Genomic DNA, 16,209 nt, shown 5'->3' with positions numbered 1-16,209 from the left:
AGCTACCCTCATACACCCCCGGTGCGCAATTCTCCTGGATGGCTTAGAACAGCTGCCAGGTGTACACCAGCGTCAGGCGGTTCTCGTCGATATCACTGCGGTAGTTGGAGCGCGCCATGGCGTTTCTCACCCGTATCCCCAAGCCTTTCAGTGCCCCGCTCTGCACCGCATAGCCGATATCCAGATCACGCTCGCGATCACGCCCTTCGTAACCCAGCCCGGTATCGACATTGTTACCGGTTATGTAGCGCACGGTCGCTGTCAGGCCCGGCACGCCCATGGCGGCGAAGTTGTAGTCGTAACGCACCTGGTACGAGCGTTCGTCGGTGTAGGCAAACTCATAGGTCGGCACTTCGTTGCCCAGCGGCGAGATGTTGGCGAATACCCGTGGGAACGGGCTATCGCCATAAATGCCCTGGTAGCCGGCATGGAAGCTGTGCCCGCCATGCCGGGCAGTGAACAGCGAGAAGAACGCCTGGTTGTCGATGTTGCCCAGCAGCGCATCGCCTTCCTCGCGCGCGGTGAAATAACCCAGGTTGGCGCTGAGTACCCAGTCCCCGACCGGTTTGCTGTGTTTCAGGCCAACAAAGCCCTGTTGGTAGATGTCCTCCAGCTGGCCGTACCAAAGGCTGAGGCTGCTCTGGTTGGCATTGAACGCATAGTCCCCACCCACATAGTTGAACGCGCCGCTTTCGGCCTGCCGCATCGGCACATGGCCGAGCATCGCGTTCATCTTGCCGTCGCCGCCTTCGTTGCGCAGATGGGTGCTTTTCAAGTGCCCGGCCTGCACGGTCAGCCCGTCGATTTCCGACGAACTCAAACTCACGCCCTGATAGGTGGGTGGCAACAGGCGAATATCACTGAAGGTCAGCACCGGCAGGTTCGGTTGCAGTTCACCTGCACGCAGTTCGGTTTTTGATATCCGGGCCTTGAAGGTCGGCGCCAGGCGGCTGTACTCATCGGCAGCACGGCCGTCGCCATGCACCGGCAACAGGCCGGTATTGGCGCGGTCTGGACTGCTGTCCAGCTTGATCCCCAGCAAGCCCAGGGCGTCTACGCCAAAGCCGACCGGGCCCGGGGTGTAGCCACTTTTGAAGTCGAGGATGAAACCCTGGGCCCACTCCTCGGCCTTGGACTGTTTGTTGGCCCCCACAATGTCGGAAAAATCGCGGCTGAAGTAGTAGTTACGGGCACTCAGGCTGGCCTTCGAATCCTCGAAGAAGCCGCCTTCGGCAGCCAGCAGTGGCTGGCTGAGCAATGTCAGGCCCAGGGCAACGCAAGGGGTGTGGTTCATTTCGAAGCTCTCTTGATCTTGTTTTTATGGGTAAAGCGTTGGAAACACGACAGTTCATGGTGTACGGCGCAGCACCTCCCGGGCACTTGGTTGGCGCAGCCTCAGCAGCGCGTGGGCCAGCAGGCCGAACAGCAGCCCCCAGAACGCTGCCGACAGGCCCAGGAAAGCCACCCCCGAAGCGGTGACCAGGAAGGTGAACAGCCCGGCATCGCGCTCGGCCGGCTCTGCCAGGCTGCGGACCAAGGCTTCGCTGATGGCGCCATACAGGGCCAAACCGGCCAGGGCAGCGATCAGTACGGCGGGAAAGGCGGCGAACAGCGACATCAAGGTGGCCCCGGCAATGCCCAGTAGCAGGTACAACACACTGCCAGCCACCGCTGCCACATAACGCCGTTGCGGGTTTTCATGGGCTTCCTGGCCGGTGCACAGGCTGGCGGTAACCGCCGCCAGGTTCAGCCCGTGGCAACCGAACGGCGCCAGTAGCGCCCCAGCCAGGGCACTGGCGCTGATCAGCGGGCTGGCCGGCGTGACGTAGCCAGCGTTGCGCAGTACTGCCATACCCGGCATGAACTGCCCGGTCAGCGCCACCAGCACCATCGGCAACGCCAGGCTGAACACTGCCGGCAGGCTGAACTGGGGGGTGATCCACTGGGGTGAGGCCAGTTCCAGCACCAGTGCCTCGCTGCGCAACGTACCGCTGGCCACGGTCACCAGCATGCCCACGCCCAGCACCGCAGCCACTGCATAGCGCGGCTGCACCCGGCGCATCAGCACGTAGGTGACGAACATCGCCAGTACCAGCAGCGGTTGCACAGGCAAGGCGCGGAACACCTCGATGCCAAAGCTGAACAGGATCCCGGCCTGCATGCCGGCAGCGATAGAGCCCGGCAGGCGCGCGATGATGCGGTCGAAGGCCCCGCTGATGCCGATCAGCAGCAGAACCAGGTTGGCCACCAGGTAGGCACCCACGGCCTGCTCCAGGCCCAGTTGCGGCAAGGCAGTGACCAACAGCGCCGACCCCGGGATCGACCAGGCGATCACTACCGGCACGCGGTAGCGCAGGCTGAGCAGCGCACCGAGCACCGCACCGCCCATGGACACGGCCCAAACCCAGGACGACAACTGCTGGTGCGACAGGCCGGCCGCTTCGGCGGCGTGGAAAATGATCACCAACGGGCCGGCGTAGGAGATCGTCGTGGCAATGCAGCCGGCGACAATGGCCGACACAGAGCAGTCCTTGATCAGCGTTTTCATGAAGCGTCTCGCAAGGCAGCGGCCGGCCTTTGTGGCGGGCTCTTGTTTGGGGGTTGTCTGCTTCGCGGGCATGCCCGCTCCAACAACGACTGCACAGGCTTCACCTGTGGGAGCGGGCATGCCCGCGAAACAGCCCACGCGGTGGATCAGGCCTCCTGCAAAGCCCGCGGCCGCCCGCTGCGCTGCTCATCGGTACCGCCCTGGGCCTGCTGCAACCGGAAGTCGAAGGTCAATTCGGCATGCCGACCATCCGGCCCTTCGACGAACACCACCTCCCCGACCAACCCGTCCCGTGTGGCATAGGCAAAGTCATCCCACAGGTACTTGTCCCCCGACAGGTTTATCTGCGTGGTCAGATGCCGGTACCCTGGCGCCGAGATAAAGAAGTGCACATGCGCCGGGCGCTGGCCATGACGGCCCAGCAGGTCCAGGCATTCCTGGGTTGGCCCCTGCGGGTCGCAGCCATAGCCCGATGGCACGATGGAGCGCGCGCGGTAGCGCCCCTGGGCATCGGTAACGATGCGCCGACGCAGGTTGTACGCCGACTGGCTTTGGTCGAAGAACGAATAGGTACCACGGGTATTGGCATGCCACAGGTCGACCGTGGCACCCGCCAGCGGGTGTCCGTGCGGGTCCAGCACCTGGCCTTCCAGGAACATCACCGTGGCGACGCCCTCCTCGCTGCCGTCGTCCATGCGCACTTCACCTTGGGCAATCGGTGCGCCAGCCACGTACAACGGGCCTTCGATGGTGCGTGGGGTACCGCCAACGCGTCCTGCCGCCTGGTCCTTGGCATCCTGCAGCAGGTCGAGGAAGTGCTCGATGCCCAGCCCCGCCACCAGCAGCCCGGCTTCGCCGCGACCGCCCAGGCGGTTGAGGTAATCGACGGCGTGCCAGAACTCGTCTTCGCTGATGTCCAGGTCTTCGATCAGTCGCGCGGTATCCTGTAGCAGGCGCTGCACAATGCGTTTGAGGCGTGGGTTGCCGGCCGCATTACCAAAACCTGCAGCCTCCTCGAAGAACTGCTGTACCTCGGCAGTATGGGAAATGTTCACCGTCATGGGGGTTACCTCGTCTTGTTCTGTTCGGTTCAGGCCTGCGCGGCAAGGGTCTGGGCGTGGCGCCGACCACTGGCCAGGTGCACGGCCATGGCCAGCGCGGCGATAGCGCCAGGAATGGCGAAGGCGATGAAATTGAGTTGAAGTGGCAGGTTGATGCCCATCAGCGCACCACCCAGCAGCGGGCCGACGATGGCGCCATTACGGCCGACGCCCGAGGCCCAGCCCAGGCCGGTAGAGCGCACCGACAGGCCGTACATCTGGGCAGCGCCGGCATACAGCAGAATCTGCGTACCAATGGTGGTGGCGCCGGCGATGAAGATCAGCAGGTACAGCACCGGCATCGGGCTGTTCACCCCCAGCAGGCTGATCGACAGTGCGGCGGCAATGAAGAACGCCACCTTCACCTTGACCAGGTTGTAGCGGTCACCCAGCCAGCCGCCGAGGATCGCCCCGGCCATGCCGCCAAAGTTCAGTGCCAGCAGGAAAGACAGGCTTGAGCCCAGGCTGTAGCCGGCGTTGGCCATCAGTTTTGGCAGCCAGGAACTCAGTGCGTAGACCATCAGCAGGCAGCAGAAGAACGCAACCCACAGTGCCAGGGTGCGAATCGCCAGGCCATTGCGGAACAGTTCCAGCACCGAAGCGCCGCTGCCTTTGCGGTCGGTTGCCTGAAGCATGTCATCGGCCTGGACATCGCAGTCCGGGTCCAGCCGTTTGAGCAGCGTGCGTGCTTCCTCGACACGGCCTTGGCGCACCAGGAAGCCGATGGATTCAGGCAGGTAGTAGAGAATCACCGGTAACAGCAGCAGTGGCACCGCTGCGGCGAAGAACATCGACTCCCAGCCAAAACGCGGCAGCATGAAGATGCCGACACCTGCCGACAGCATGCCGCCCAGCGAATAGCCACTGAACATGATCGCCACCAGCGTGCTGCGCAGGCGCTTGGGCGCGTATTCGTTCATCAGTGCCACGGCGTTGGGCATCAGGCCGCCACAGCCCAGGCCGGCGATGAAGCGGTAGATGCCAAACTCGCTCGGGCTGCTGGCGAAGCCATTGAGGATGGTCGCCCCCGAGAACAAGGCAAAACAGATGGCAATGCCCTTCTTGCGCCCGATGCGGTCGGCCAGGCTGCCGAAGACCAGGGCGCCGAACATCATGCCGAACAGCGCATAGCTGCCCAACGCGCCGGCCTGCAACGGGGTCAGGCCCCACTCTTTCATGATGACCGGCAGTACCACACCGTAGATGAACAGGTCATAGCCGTCGAAAATCAGCAGCAGGCCGCACCAGGCCATGACCATCCAGTGAAACGAGGTAAAGCGCGCATTGTCGATGATCGGGTGTACGTCAAGTGTTCGCATGGCATCTGTCGCTCTTGTTTTTGTTGTGGAAGAAAGCTTTTGCCTTGAGGTTGCAGTTCAGCCGAGGTCGCCGCCCCCTACCGGGAGGGTCACGCCGGTGATGTACGAGGCTTCGTCGGAAGCGAGGAACAGAATGGCCCCCACCTGCTCGTCGATGCTGCCGTAACGGTGCATCAGGCTGCTGCCCAGGGTCTGGTCGACGATCTGCTGGTACCAGCGCTTCTCCTGCTCGGTTTGCTCGGCACTGTTGCGCGGTACCCGCCGGGGCGGCGCTTCAGTGCCGCCTGGCGCGGTGGCGTTGACACGGATGCCCCGGCCGGCGGTTTCGAAGGCCAGGCAGGCAGTGAGCGCGTTGACGCCTCCCTTGGCTGCGCCGTAAGGCACACGGTTGACGCCGCGGGTAGCGATGGAGGAGACATTGACGATGGCGCCACTGCCACGTTCGAGCATGTACGGCAGCGCGGCGTGGCAGCACCACAGGGTGGGGAACAGCGAACGGCGCACTTCGGCCTCGATCTGCTCGACATCGTAGTGCTCGAAGGGCTTGGCCCAAATGGTCCCACCTACGTTGTTGACCAGAATGTCGAGGCGCCCAAAGGCGTCCACCGCGCTGGCCATGACCCGGGCGCAGTCGGTGTGTTGCTCCAGATCGGCGGTGAGGGTAAGCATGCCTTCACCCGCCAGCTCGTGGACCAGTTCGGAACGGTCTACGGCCACCACTTGCGCACCTTCGGCCTTCAGCCGCCAGCACACGCCACGGCCGATGCCTTGTGCAGCGCCGGTGACCAGGGCGACCTTGCCTTGGAATCTGTTGTTCATATGCAAATCTCCAGTTCGCGAGAGACCCTGTGGCTGCAACTGTCTTGCTCAAAGCCTGAAAGGCTGCGCGATCACTGTGGGAGCGGGCTTGCCCGCGAACACGGGCGAAGCCCGTGCCATCCACCGCGCAACCTGCTTCGCGGGCTCGCCCGCTCCCACAGGGTCGGCGTATTGCTTTGAATCAGAGGGGCTGTCAGGCCGCAGCCGCAAACTTCTCGTAGTAGAAGTTGGCCGGGGTAATGCCTTGTTCGCGCACGTACTGGCTGACCGCTTCCACCATGGGTGGCGGGCCGCACAGGTATACGTCCACATCGCCGTCATTGAGGTGGCGTGGCTCGATGTGCTGGGTGACATAGCCCTTCTGCGGGTACTGGCTGTCCGGGTTGGCGACGCAGGCGCTGTAGGTGAAGTTGGGGATGCGTGCCGCCAGCGCTTGCAGGCGGTCGAGTTCGACCAGGTCGAAGTCGTTGGTCACGCCATAGATCAGGTGCAGCGGATGCTCACTGCCCTGCTCGGCGATCTTCTCCAGCATCGCAGTGAACGGCGCCAGCCCGGTACCACCGGCCAACAGCAACAGCGGGCGCTGGATCGGCCGCAGGTAGAAGCTGCCCAACGGCCCGGCCAGGCTCAGGCTGTCGCCGGCTTTGGCAAGGTTGGTCAGGAAGCTGCTCATCAGCCCACCCGGTACGTTGCGGATCAGGAAGCTGACTTCACCGTCCTTCTGCAGCGAGCTGAACGAGTAGGCCCGGCTCTGCTCGCTGCCTGGCACCTTGAGGTTGACGTACTGCCCCGGCAGGAAGGCCAGACGGCTCAGGGCCTCACCCTTGATCGACAGGGCAATGGTGCTGACCGAGAGTTGGCGCACATCGCTGATGGCGGCCTCGAAAGTGGCCTGCTCGGTCTTGCACAGCTGCGACGAAGCCGGGATGCGGATGACGCAGTCGCTTTCGGCGCGCATCTGGCACGTCAGCACGTAGCCTTCGGCGATTTCATCTTCGCTCAAGGCGTCTTCGATGAAGTTGTCGCCAAGGTCATAACGACCGGACTCAGCCTTGCACTTGCAGGTACCGCAAGCACCGTCGCGGCAGTCCAGAGGGATGTTCATACCCTGGCGGTAAGCGGCGTCGGCCACGGTTTCCTGACCGGTGGCTTCAATGAAACGGGTAACCCCGTCTTCGAAATTCAGTGCGATCTGGTAGCTCATGTTGCACCTCGCGGGCGAGCCAGGCCACGGCGCGTCACAAGACGCACCGGGCAATGCTCGCAAAACCCAGTATCAGATGTGGTAGATGTCGATGACCTGGCGGACGTAGTCGTTTTTCAGCACCACCTTCTTGGCCTTGATCAGCGGCTGCTCGCCGCGCAGGTCGAGGGTGTAGAAGCTGGTGCCGAAGTAACTGTCGGTGGTCTTGTAGCGAAAGCTCAGGGTGTGCCAGTTGAAGCGCACCTGGCAGCTGCCCTCGCCCTGCTCGACGATCTCGATGTTGCTGATGTTGTGCGAAGTGCGGGTGTCGGGCACGGTCGCACTGGAGCGCTCAGTCTTGATGCGGAACACGCGGTCTTCCAGGCCGCCACGGTTGCCGTACCAGATCAGCGAGATTTCGCTTTGTGGGTCTTCGGTGAGGGTATCGTCATCGTCCCAGCTCGGCATCCAGAAGCTGGCATCGCTGGCGTACAGTTCCAGCCACTGGTCCCACTGGGCATCGTCCAGATAGCGCGCTTCGCGGTAGAGAAAGTCGCGCACGGTTTCATACAGGCTCATTGCACGGCCTCCACGGGGATCAGCTGCTGTTCGTCCTTGAGGGCCTGAATCATGGTGTCCTGCCAGTACTTGTGCTGCAGCACGAACAGGCCTTCGTCCTCGGTGCGCACGCCCGACAGCAGGGGTTCGAGTTCAATCTCCCTGGCCGCCTCATCGGCACCTTCGACCCAGTGTTTGGCGCCGCGAGACATGTCGTTCCAGCCGGTACCGCCGCCGTAGCCGGTCTGGCACGAGCGGAATTCTTCCAGGTCGTCCGGGGTGGCCATGCCGCTGACGTTGAAGAAGTCTTCGTACTGGCGAATACGCTTGGCACGGGCATCGGCGCTCTCGCCTTTCGGCGCGATGCAGTAGATGGTGATTTCGGTCTTGTTCACCGAAATCGGCCGGGCGACGCGGATCTGCGAGCTGAACTGGTCCATCAGGTACACGTTGGGGTACAGGCACAGGTTGCGCGAATTTTCGATCATCCAGTCGGCGCGCGCCTGGCCGAAATCGGCCGCCAGCTGCAAGCGGCGCTCGTAGGCCGGGCGGTCTTCGGGGTTGGCCCAGCGCGTCCACAGCAGCAGGTGGCCGTGGTCGAAGGAATAGAAACCGCCGCCCTGTTTGGCCCAGGCACCAGCGCTCATGGTCTTGATCTCGTCACCCGCCTCGCGCTGCTTGCGCTGGTTCTGGGTGGCAGCGTAGTTCCAGTGCACGGAGCTTACGTGGTAGCCGTCAGCACCGTTTTCGGCGGTGAGTTTCCAGTTGCCTTCGTAGATGTACGAGCTGGCACCGCGCAGCACTTCCAGGCCTTCAGGCGACTGATCGACGATCATGTCGATGATCTTCGCCGACTCGCCCAAGTGCTCGACCAGCGGCTTCACATCGGCGTTCAGGCTGCCGAACAAGAAGCCCCGGTACGACTCGAAGCGTGCCACCTTGGTCAGGTCGTGGGAGCCGTCGCAGTTGAAGCTGTCGGGGTAGCCGGCGTTGCTGGGGTCTTTCACCTTCAGCAGTTTGCCGCTGTTGTTGAACGTCCAGCCGTGGAACGGGCAGGTATAGCTGGAACGGTTGCCGCGCTTGTGCCGGCACAGCATGGCACCGCGGTGGCTGCAGGCGTTGAGGAAGGCATTGAGCTCACCGTCCTTGTTGCGCGCGATGAAAATCGGCTGGCGCCCCATGGTCAGGGTGAGGAAGTCATTCTTCTCGGGGATCTGGCTTTCGTGGGCCAGGTAGATCCAGTTGCCCTCGAAGATGTGCTTCATCTCCAGGTCGAACAGGCGTGGGTCGGTGAACATCTCCCGCTTGCAGCGGTAGATGCCCTTTTCACGGTCGTCCTCGAGCATGGCATCGAGGTAGTCGAATCCCAGGGACATGGCCAGGGTCTCCCTTGTTATTGTTTAGACCTGGTCAGGTTAGAGGCTGGGATTGGGTCGCAATATCCGGTTTGTGCGGGGTGCTATCCGTTTTGTGCAGGTTGAGGTAACAGGTTCAAGCGTCTCTTCGCGGGCGTACCCGCGAGAGACCAGTACGGTTCATCGCCGGTTGCGCAAGGTTTCGGACGGCAATTCGCCAAACTGCTGCCGATACACCTCGGAAAAACGCCCGAGGTGCAGAAAGCCATAATCCATGGCCAGTTCGGTCACGCTGCGTACCGAGCAACTGACATCGCCCAGGCAGGCACGCACCTGTTCCAGCTTGCGTTGTCGCACGTACTGCTTGGGTGTGGTCTGCAGGTGCCGATCGAACAACGCATACAACGAGCGCAGGCTCATGCATGCCTGCTCCGCCAGCGTCTCCGCTGTCAGCTCGGACTTAAGGTTGCGGTCGATGTAGTCGATGATCCGCTCCAGGCTTGCACCCGCTGAGCTGAGGCTCTCGCGGCGGATGTTGGTGCTCATCAGGGTCAGCAGCTTGCTGGCGACAATCTGGCTGTAATGGCCTTGCACCCTGGGCAGCGAATCGCTGACTTCCGCCTCATGACAAACCATGGCCAGCAGGTTCACGAAGCCATCCAGCTCATCCAGCCGGTAATGATTGCGCAAGAACCGCACGCCCCCATCAGGCCGCTGCCAGCGCTGTTCATCGCAGATCGAATCCAGCAGCCGGGTTGGCACCTTGAGGATGAACTTCTCGCAGTCTTCTGAATAGGTGAGGTCAACCGGGTCGTCCGGGTTGATCAGCAGCAGCTCGCCCGGCACCAGGTGCTGCTCGCGCTTGTGCCCGCGCCACAGGCAGTTGCCATTGAGCAAGACTTGCAGGTGGTAGATGGTTTCCAGCGCGGGCGACGTCACGCGAACACTGCCGCCATAGCTGATACGGCACAGGTCGAGCTCGGCGAACTTGCGATGGCTGAGGCTGGCCTGGGGGTGGGTGGTGCGGGACAGACCGATGCAATGCTGGCCTACATGCTGGTTCACATAATCGGACACAGCATAAGGGTCGGCGTGGTGAAACACGCTACTGCGCTCGCTCAGCAGGCGGCTTTCCATAGGCAAGGCACTCGGTATCGTTATTGTTCTGGTCGCCGCGCCCTACCGCCTTGTCGGCTGTGGTTGCGGTCATCACGGTCATTCTATCGGGCTGGCAGCGCGTCGCAGGGGCAGGCGACAGCCGGCGGATAGGGGACACTACAGCAAAAAGGCGGGGGTTGGGCAATGCAACGATGGGATTGGCTGGGCGGATAGCGGACAGGTCCGGCGCCATGCGTGTTCGTTTATCGAACAGTACTTTAGGTACTCGCGTGGCCTGCACATGGCGTCCGTCCAAAGCGCTCCTGCAACGACCGTCATTCACTGCACCGGCAGGAAGTTCATCAGCAACAGGCTCTGCGCGTAATTCAAGCCTATGCGCCGATAACGCTCATCCAGCAACTCGGCCAGCAAGTCCAGCCGCGCGACGATCTTGCCGAACTCCACGGCAAAACTCAGGTTGGTGCCCTCCTCCGAGATCTCGTTCGAGAACAGCAGCAACACCCCATTGGCATCTTGCCGCTGGCTGAGCATCCATGTTGCCTTCTCGATATTGCGCGCGGCGTTGTTGACGAACAGCGGGTCGATGGTATCGGTCATGTAGAACTCGGTACGCCCACCGTGCGCGGTGATCAGCATGCTGCCAATGGCGTAGATGAAGGCTCCGACGCGGTCCCCGCGAAACTCGGGGCTCAGGGCGTAGCTCAAGGCTGCAAGGTCACGGCGGTTGCCCAGTTGCGGCAGCGGCCGGCGCTGTTCGATGGCGATGCGGATCTGTCGCTCGGCGGTGGCGGCGTCAAGGTAGCCAGACACTTTCCACTGGCTGGGGTTGCGCAGGTACAGCTTGTTCATCAGCAGGTACAGGCTTTGCAGGTTGTCGCGCATCGACAGCGTGGCCAGGCGGTCGACGCTGGTCTGGAACAGCTCGCTGGGTTTGCCGTTGCCGAGCTGGTTGACCATGTCACGGCCCTGCTGCTGCGTGCAGGCGCACAGGCATGCCAGGGCACCTGTCAGTAGCAGGCGGGGGAGGAAATTCGGGTAGCTTGCAACCATCGGCACCGGGTCGATATTCGGCGGCTGCGCCGGGAGTCAGCGCGGCCTGGCCAAGCATAGAGCCCGAAAATGGGAAAAAGTGCGGTGGCTGGAGAGAATGGAAACCTGTGGCGGCCTCTTCGCGGGTGAACCCGCTCCCACAAGAAGGGACTCGCCCGCGAAGAGGCTAGGCGCGACGAACCCGGATCACATGGCGTGGCGCAACATCTCCACCACCTGCGCATGCAGCGCAGGGTCCCCACAGGCCACCACGCAGCCGCCATCCTGCGCCGAACTGCCATCCCACGCCGTGATGACGCCACCCGCCCCTTCGATGATCGGCATCAGCGCCTGTACGTCATACGGCTGAAGGCTCGCTTCGACAATCACGTCAACAAAACCCGACGCCAGCATGCAGTAGGCATAGCAATCACCGCCATAACGCATCAACCGCGCCTTGCCGGCGACCGCTTCGAATGCCGCCTTGCGCTCGGCGGTGTCGAACATGTCCGGCGTGGTGCACATCAGCGTGGCGGCAGCCAGGTCGGTGCAGGCACGCGTCTTCAGCGGCGTGCCACTGCGCCAGGCGCCTGCCGGGGTACCCACGAAACGTTCGCCGGTGAACGGCTGGTTCATCACGCCCAGCACCGGGCGGGTGCCGTCATTCAGGGCAATCAGGGTGCCCCACAGTGGCAGGCCCGTAATGAACGCCCGGGTGCCGTCGATCGGGTCCAGCACCCAGGTCAGCGGGCTGCTGCCCACTGCAACGCCAGCCTCTTCACCGAGAATGCCATGTTCGGGATACCGAGCCTGGATCAACTCACGCATGGCATCCTCGGCGGCCTTGTCGGCCACGGTCACCGGGTCGTACAGGCGCCCGCCCTTGTCCTCGACATCCAGGCTGGCGCGGAAGTACGGCGCGATCGCTGCAGCGGCAGCATCGGCCAATTGCTCGGCAAAGGCGCGATACTCAACGATCTGTTCAGCACTCAGGGACATGGGGCGGGCCTCGTGACAATGATGGGGCACGCATCATACCCGACACATCGCCCCGGTGTACGTTGCGGCAGTCTAGACTGAACATGACCAGATCACCGGGGGGCTGCCACACGTGGAGGTGTGCGATGAGCCAGTTCAAACGTCTGTTCGTCATGCTCGGCCCGCAAATGCGTCATACGCCTGCGCTGCAACGCGCTGCGGCGTTGGCGGAATCCAGCGGTGCCCTGCTGGATATCAATGTGTTCGTCGACGACGTCGACACCTTTGGCTTGATGAGCGATGGCCGTGAGCGTGAGCGGCTGCTCAGCGACAACCGCCAATGGCTGGCGGATGAGGCCGAACAGCTGAGCGATGCCGGCCTGGACGTGTCCACCGAGCTGTTGTTGACCCGCGACCCGCTGGGCAGCGTACTAGAGCGGGTCGAACGGCTGGGCTGCGATCTGCTGGTCAAGGACGTACAGCACGAACCCGTACTCAAACGCCTGCTGGTCACGCCGCTGGACTGGCAATTGCTCAAGGACAGCCCGGTCGCCGTGCATCTGGTCAGCGACATTCGCCTGCCCCTGCCACGGCAGATCGCTGCCGCGGTGGACCTGAACAGCCACGGCGCTGGTGAACACCTGGACGAGCAAGTCATCCACTGCGCCCATGACCTGGCCCTGCAGTGCAACGCCGAGCTGCACCTGCTGCATGTGTGCGATGCGGCCAAGACCCACATCGCCGACTTCGGTGCCGGTGCGGTCACCATGCCCGGCTTCGATGGCAGCGTGCGTACCGCGCAGCGGGCGGCGTTCAACCGCCTGGGCGACCATCACCAGATTCCGCTGGAGCGCCGGCACTTCCTCGAAGGGGCTGCGACCAGGGCAATTGCCCAGTTCGTCGGCCACAACCGGGTGGACGTGATAGTCATGGGCAGCCATCGGCATGACGCCATGCAGACATTCCTGGGCGGGACAACGGCGCATGTGCTGGAACACCCGCTGTGCAATGTGTTGGCGATCAAGGCGATTCGCTGAGCTTCATCAGCCTGACCAGGGGCCAGGCTAGGACGACCTTGTACTGCGAAGAGGCAATTCCACCCACAGAGCAGCTCCTGACCTATCGGTCCCTTCGCAGCACAAGGTTGCTCCTGCAGGCACTACTGTGACCGTAACTTCTTCCCCCTTGGTTTCTGGTACACCAGTGCCACTCAAAACTAATGCATTTGATAATGATTCGTAGTATGTTCGCGGCATCTCCCGACCCAGCCTCTTAGCGCCCTATTCAAGGACCGTACCGTCGATGCGCCGCACGTTCGTTTCGCTTTGTGTGCTTCATGCTGTCTCCCCGCTGGCCTTTGCCGAGCCTGAACCGCTCAGCGACCCTAACCAGATCGAACTCCAGGCCCTGAGCATCACCAGTACTGCCGACAGCGAACGCGCCGACGGCCCGGTCGAAGGCTACAAGGCCACCCGCTCGGCCAGTGCCACCCGCACCGACACGGCGCTGCACGAAACCCCGCAATCGGTCAGCGTGGTACCCAAGGATGTGCTGGTAGACACGGGCGCCACGCGCCTGCAGGATGGCCTGGACTACGCCGGTGGTGTCGGCCGCGCCAACAACTTCGGTGGCCAGGGCCTCACAACCTTCACCGTGCGTGGCTTCACGACCGGTGAGTTCTACCGCAACGGCTTTCCGATCAACCGCGGCTACCCCAATGCCCCGGATGCCAACACCGTCGAGCGCCTGGAGGTCATCCGTGGCCCGGCCAGCAGCCTGTACGGCCGTGGCGACCCTGGCGGTACGTTCAACGTGGTCAGCAAGCAGCCGTTGCCCGAGTCCAAGGTCACCCTTGGCAGCCAGTTCGACGACCAGGGCATGCACCGTGCCACCCTTGATGCCACCGGGCCGCTGAGCCAGGACGGCTCGCTGGCCTACCGTCTGAACATACTGGGTGAAGGTGGCGACAGCTTCCGCGACGATGTCGAAAGCGAACGCTACGATGTCGCCCCGGTCATCAGCTGGCAGGTCAATGACGCCACGAAGATCACCTTCGAAGGCGATTTCATGCGCAACAACCACCCCCTCGATCGCGGCCTGACCCGCTACCCCACCCAGACCGGCAGCGCCTCGCGCGATACCTATATCTGGGAAAAAGGCAGCGACAACCTGCTGCACAACGACAACAACATGGCGCAGCTGCGTTTCGAGCACCTGCTCAATGACAACTGGACGCTGGCTGGCGGGTTCCAGTTCCTCGATGGCTCGCTCAAAGGCAACGCTGTCGAAGCCGACGGCGCACCGGCAGATGGACGCACGCTGCAGCGCAACTTCAACTACCGCAAGCTGGAGTGGACCGACCGCGACTGGCAGCTGAACCTGACCGGTCATTTTGACACCGGCAATTTCAGCCATACCTTGTTGACCGGGGTCGAATACGAGAACTACGACTACAACTCGATCATCCAGCGTTCCTCGGCAGCCTACCCGATCGACATCTACAACCCGGTACTGGGCCAGCCGCGCCCGGCACTGGACCGCACCACCACCTGGGACAAGGAAAACCTGCAGACGTGGGCGTTCTTCATTCAGGACCAGGTAGCGCTGACCGAGCGATTGAAGGCGCTGGCGGGTGTGCGCTTCGAGCGTTTCGAGCATGACTATGACAACAAGCTGAACAATGCCGGCGATTTCAGCAAGGGCGAAAACGGCGTTACACCCCGCCTTGGCTTGATCTACGACCTGACCGATACCCTGGCGGTCTACGCCAACACCGCACGTTCGTTCAAACCCAATACGGGCACGCCGGCCAGTGGCGGTGGTTTCGACCCGGAGAAGGGCAAATCCTACGAGCTGGGTGTGAAATGGGAGTCACTTGATCGCCAGTTGAGTGTCGACGCAGCGATCTACCACATCGTCAAGGAGAACGTCCTGACGCGCGACCCGGTGAATACCAACTACAGCTTGGCCGCCGGGGAAGTACGCAGCCGCGGGCTGGATATCAACATCGCCGGCAATATCACGCCTGAGTGGCGGGTAATCGGTGGCTACGCCTATGTCGATGCCGAAGTTACCAAGGACAACCGCCTGCCGACGGGTACGCGACTGGCCAACATCCCGCGCAACAGCTTCAGCCTGCTCAACACTTATGAGTTCCAGGACGGTTTTGCCAAAGGTTTGGGGCTAGGGCTTGGGTTGAAGTATGTGGATGACCGCAATGGCCAGACCGAGGCGGTCACCTACAACATGGACCAGTACACCGTGGTTGACCTGCTGACGTTCTACAAGGTTAACGAACACGTGCGGTTGAATCTGGACGTGAAGAACGTGTTCAACAAGGGGTATGACGAGGGGGCGTTCAACAGCTACGTATACCCCGGCGCACCGCGCACGGTGCAGGCCGGCGTTTCCTATACGTTCTGAATTGCCGGGGCCGCGCAGCGGCCCCGTAATGTCAGAAAGCTCTGCTATAGAACAGCGAGTACGACTCGATGCCGTCGTTTGGCTGCTTTATCCCGGCGTTGGAGTAGTGCATGGCACGGATGCCTACCTTCTGTTCTCCCGGCAACTTCAGGCCAAAGCCGATACGGTCTTCGAAGTTGACCGACGACCCCAGTCGCTGGTCGCCCACGTCGGTCTTTGAAAACGCTGCCAGGCCAATACCTGCCTCGATGTAAGGCGTGTAGGTAAAGCCGCTGAACTCATACGTGAACACCGGGCTGAACGACAGCGAATGCGCACCACTGGCATCGCCACCTTCCCAATAGGTGTAGGCCGCATCCCAGTAACCGCTCACATGACCGGCACTGCTTTGCAGCCATTTCTTGTCCCAGTCGAACGACATGCCGATACGGTAGGTCATGTCACCTTGGCCAGTGGCGCCCACGGCGCCTGATATCTGCGCAGCCTGGACCAGATCGGCTCCGGCAAAGGCCAGCACTGCAACGGCCAGCGAAGCTGCTAGACGGGTTTTCATCAACGACTCTCCTGATGGTCTACACGGCAAGCGGGGGCTTGGGCCCCTCGATGTTATGCGCTGACCGGTGCATCCAAACCGGTCATACGAAGTAATACTTTTCTGATTATTGTCCAGATAATCAGAAAGTTGGAAGTGTATTGCCACTATTGGCTAAATCACTTGGAAACGCTGTGCTTTGCCGGGAGGCAGCTGCACATACAGCAGTGGCCCGGCATCGCTGAC

Annotated in this window: 14 protein-coding genes; 2 read left to right on the top strand and 12 right to left on the bottom strand. The window is 62.3% G+C overall.

The features are described 5' to 3' along the window. Positions 1–43: 43 nt before the first annotated feature. From ACF8RA_RS06275 to hisN, 11 genes are all read right to left on the bottom strand, one after another. Positions 44–1,294: an OprD family porin gene (locus ACF8RA_RS06275; protein WP_392461280.1), complete on the bottom strand. Its 1,251-nt coding sequence runs from the start codon at positions 1,292–1,294 to the stop codon at positions 44–46. Positions 1,295–1,348: 54 nt separating this feature from the next. Beyond that, a complete protein-coding gene (locus ACF8RA_RS06270; protein WP_392518932.1) occupies positions 1,349–2,548 on the bottom strand; it encodes a benzoate/H(+) symporter BenE family transporter in 1,200 nt (399 codons plus the stop codon). Positions 2,549–2,694: 146 nt separating this feature from the next. Then, the gene (catA, locus tag ACF8RA_RS06265; protein WP_392518931.1) at positions 2,695–3,609 is read right to left on the bottom strand and encodes a catechol 1,2-dioxygenase; all 915 of its coding nucleotides are present in this window, start codon (positions 3,607–3,609) and stop codon (positions 2,695–2,697) included. 29 nt (positions 3,610–3,638) lie between these two features. After that, positions 3,639–4,967 (bottom strand): MFS transporter, encoded by a 1,329-nt coding sequence (locus ACF8RA_RS06260; protein ID WP_392518930.1) that lies wholly within the window; start codon positions 4,965–4,967, stop codon positions 3,639–3,641. Positions 4,968–5,024: 57 nt separating this feature from the next. Beyond that, a complete protein-coding gene (locus tag ACF8RA_RS06255; protein WP_392488572.1) occupies positions 5,025–5,786 on the bottom strand; it encodes a 1,6-dihydroxycyclohexa-2,4-diene-1-carboxylate dehydrogenase in 762 nt (253 codons plus the stop codon). 193 nt (positions 5,787–5,979) lie between these two features. Beyond that, on the bottom strand, positions 5,980–6,990 hold the full coding sequence (gene benC / locus ACF8RA_RS06250; protein ID WP_010954050.1) for a benzoate 1,2-dioxygenase electron transfer component BenC: 1,011 nt from the start codon (positions 6,988–6,990) through the stop codon (positions 5,980–5,982). 72 nt (positions 6,991–7,062) lie between these two features. After that, positions 7,063–7,548, bottom strand: a complete 486-nt coding sequence (gene benB, locus ACF8RA_RS06245; RefSeq protein WP_004374327.1) for a benzoate 1,2-dioxygenase small subunit — start codon at positions 7,546–7,548, stop codon at positions 7,063–7,065. After that, the gene (gene benA, locus ACF8RA_RS06240; RefSeq protein ID WP_392518929.1) at positions 7,545–8,903 is read right to left on the bottom strand and encodes a benzoate 1,2-dioxygenase large subunit; all 1,359 of its coding nucleotides are present in this window, start codon (positions 8,901–8,903) and stop codon (positions 7,545–7,547) included. The genes benB and benA overlap by 4 nt, the downstream gene beginning before the upstream one ends. Before the next feature lie 159 nt (positions 8,904–9,062). Further along, on the bottom strand, positions 9,063–10,019 hold the full coding sequence (locus ACF8RA_RS06235; RefSeq protein ID WP_392461275.1) for an AraC family transcriptional regulator: 957 nt from the start codon (positions 10,017–10,019) through the stop codon (positions 9,063–9,065). 300 nt (positions 10,020–10,319) lie between these two features. Then, a complete protein-coding gene (locus ACF8RA_RS06230) occupies positions 10,320–11,051 on the bottom strand; it encodes a hypothetical protein (protein WP_176684273.1) in 732 nt (243 codons plus the stop codon). A 186-nt stretch (positions 11,052–11,237) separates the two neighbouring features. Further along, complete coding sequence (hisN, locus tag ACF8RA_RS06225) at positions 11,238–12,029, bottom strand: histidinol-phosphatase (protein WP_176684274.1); 792 nt, start codon at positions 12,027–12,029, stop codon at positions 11,238–11,240. Positions 12,030–12,154: 125 nt separating this feature from the next. On the opposite strand from hisN, the gene ACF8RA_RS06220 reads away from it, so the two are divergent. Beyond that, positions 12,155–13,045: a universal stress protein gene (locus ACF8RA_RS06220; protein ID WP_176684275.1), complete on the top strand. Its 891-nt coding sequence runs from the start codon at positions 12,155–12,157 to the stop codon at positions 13,043–13,045. Between the two features lie 265 nt (positions 13,046–13,310). Beyond that, the gene (locus tag ACF8RA_RS06215; RefSeq protein ID WP_392461274.1) at positions 13,311–15,431 is read left to right on the top strand and encodes a TonB-dependent siderophore receptor; all 2,121 of its coding nucleotides are present in this window, start codon (positions 13,311–13,313) and stop codon (positions 15,429–15,431) included. A gap of 31 nt (positions 15,432–15,462) precedes the next feature. Here ACF8RA_RS06215 and ACF8RA_RS06210 read toward each other — a convergent pair whose 3' ends face one another. Then, positions 15,463–15,984, bottom strand: a complete 522-nt coding sequence (locus ACF8RA_RS06210; protein WP_176684277.1) for an acyloxyacyl hydrolase — start codon at positions 15,982–15,984, stop codon at positions 15,463–15,465. Positions 15,985–16,209: the final 225 nt, after the last annotated feature.

It is taken from the genome of Pseudomonas sp. FYR_5, assembly GCF_043106315.1.
GTDB lineage: Bacteria > Pseudomonadota > Gammaproteobacteria > Pseudomonadales > Pseudomonadaceae > Aquipseudomonas > Aquipseudomonas putida_Y.
This window is presented reverse-complemented; position numbering and strand designations above follow the sequence as displayed.

Excerpts from the sequence above, each read along its gene's own strand:
- benA (WP_392518929.1), bottom strand. The coding sequence starts at position 8,903 with ATGTCCCTGGGATTCGACTACCTCGATGCCATGCTCGAGGACGACCGT.
- catA (WP_392518931.1), bottom strand. The coding sequence starts at position 3,609 with ATGACGGTGAACATTTCCCATACTGCCGAGGTACAGCAGTTCTTCGAG.
- ACF8RA_RS06270 (WP_392518932.1), bottom strand. The coding sequence starts at position 2,548 with ATGAAAACGCTGATCAAGGACTGCTCTGTGTCGGCCATTGTCGCCGGC.
- benC (WP_010954050.1), bottom strand. The coding sequence starts at position 6,990 with ATGAGCTACCAGATCGCACTGAATTTCGAAGACGGGGTTACCCGTTTC.
- ACF8RA_RS06260 (WP_392518930.1), bottom strand. The coding sequence starts at position 4,967 with ATGCGAACACTTGACGTACACCCGATCATCGACAATGCGCGCTTTACC.
- ACF8RA_RS06215 (WP_392461274.1), top strand. The coding sequence starts at position 13,311 with ATGCGCCGCACGTTCGTTTCGCTTTGTGTGCTTCATGCTGTCTCCCCG.
- ACF8RA_RS06275 (WP_392461280.1), bottom strand. The coding sequence starts at position 1,294 with ATGAACCACACCCCTTGCGTTGCCCTGGGCCTGACATTGCTCAGCCAG.
- ACF8RA_RS06210 (WP_176684277.1), bottom strand. The coding sequence starts at position 15,984 with ATGAAAACCCGTCTAGCAGCTTCGCTGGCCGTTGCAGTGCTGGCCTTT.
- ACF8RA_RS06255 (WP_392488572.1), bottom strand. The coding sequence starts at position 5,786 with ATGAACAACAGATTCCAAGGCAAGGTCGCCCTGGTCACCGGCGCTGCA.
- ACF8RA_RS06220 (WP_176684275.1), top strand. The coding sequence starts at position 12,155 with ATGAGCCAGTTCAAACGTCTGTTCGTCATGCTCGGCCCGCAAATGCGT.
- ACF8RA_RS06230 (WP_176684273.1), bottom strand. The coding sequence starts at position 11,051 with ATGGTTGCAAGCTACCCGAATTTCCTCCCCCGCCTGCTACTGACAGGT.
- ACF8RA_RS06235 (WP_392461275.1), bottom strand. The coding sequence starts at position 10,019 with ATGGAAAGCCGCCTGCTGAGCGAGCGCAGTAGCGTGTTTCACCACGCC.
- hisN (WP_176684274.1), bottom strand. The coding sequence starts at position 12,029 with ATGTCCCTGAGTGCTGAACAGATCGTTGAGTATCGCGCCTTTGCCGAG.
- benB (WP_004374327.1), bottom strand. The coding sequence starts at position 7,548 with ATGAGCCTGTATGAAACCGTGCGCGACTTTCTCTACCGCGAAGCGCGC.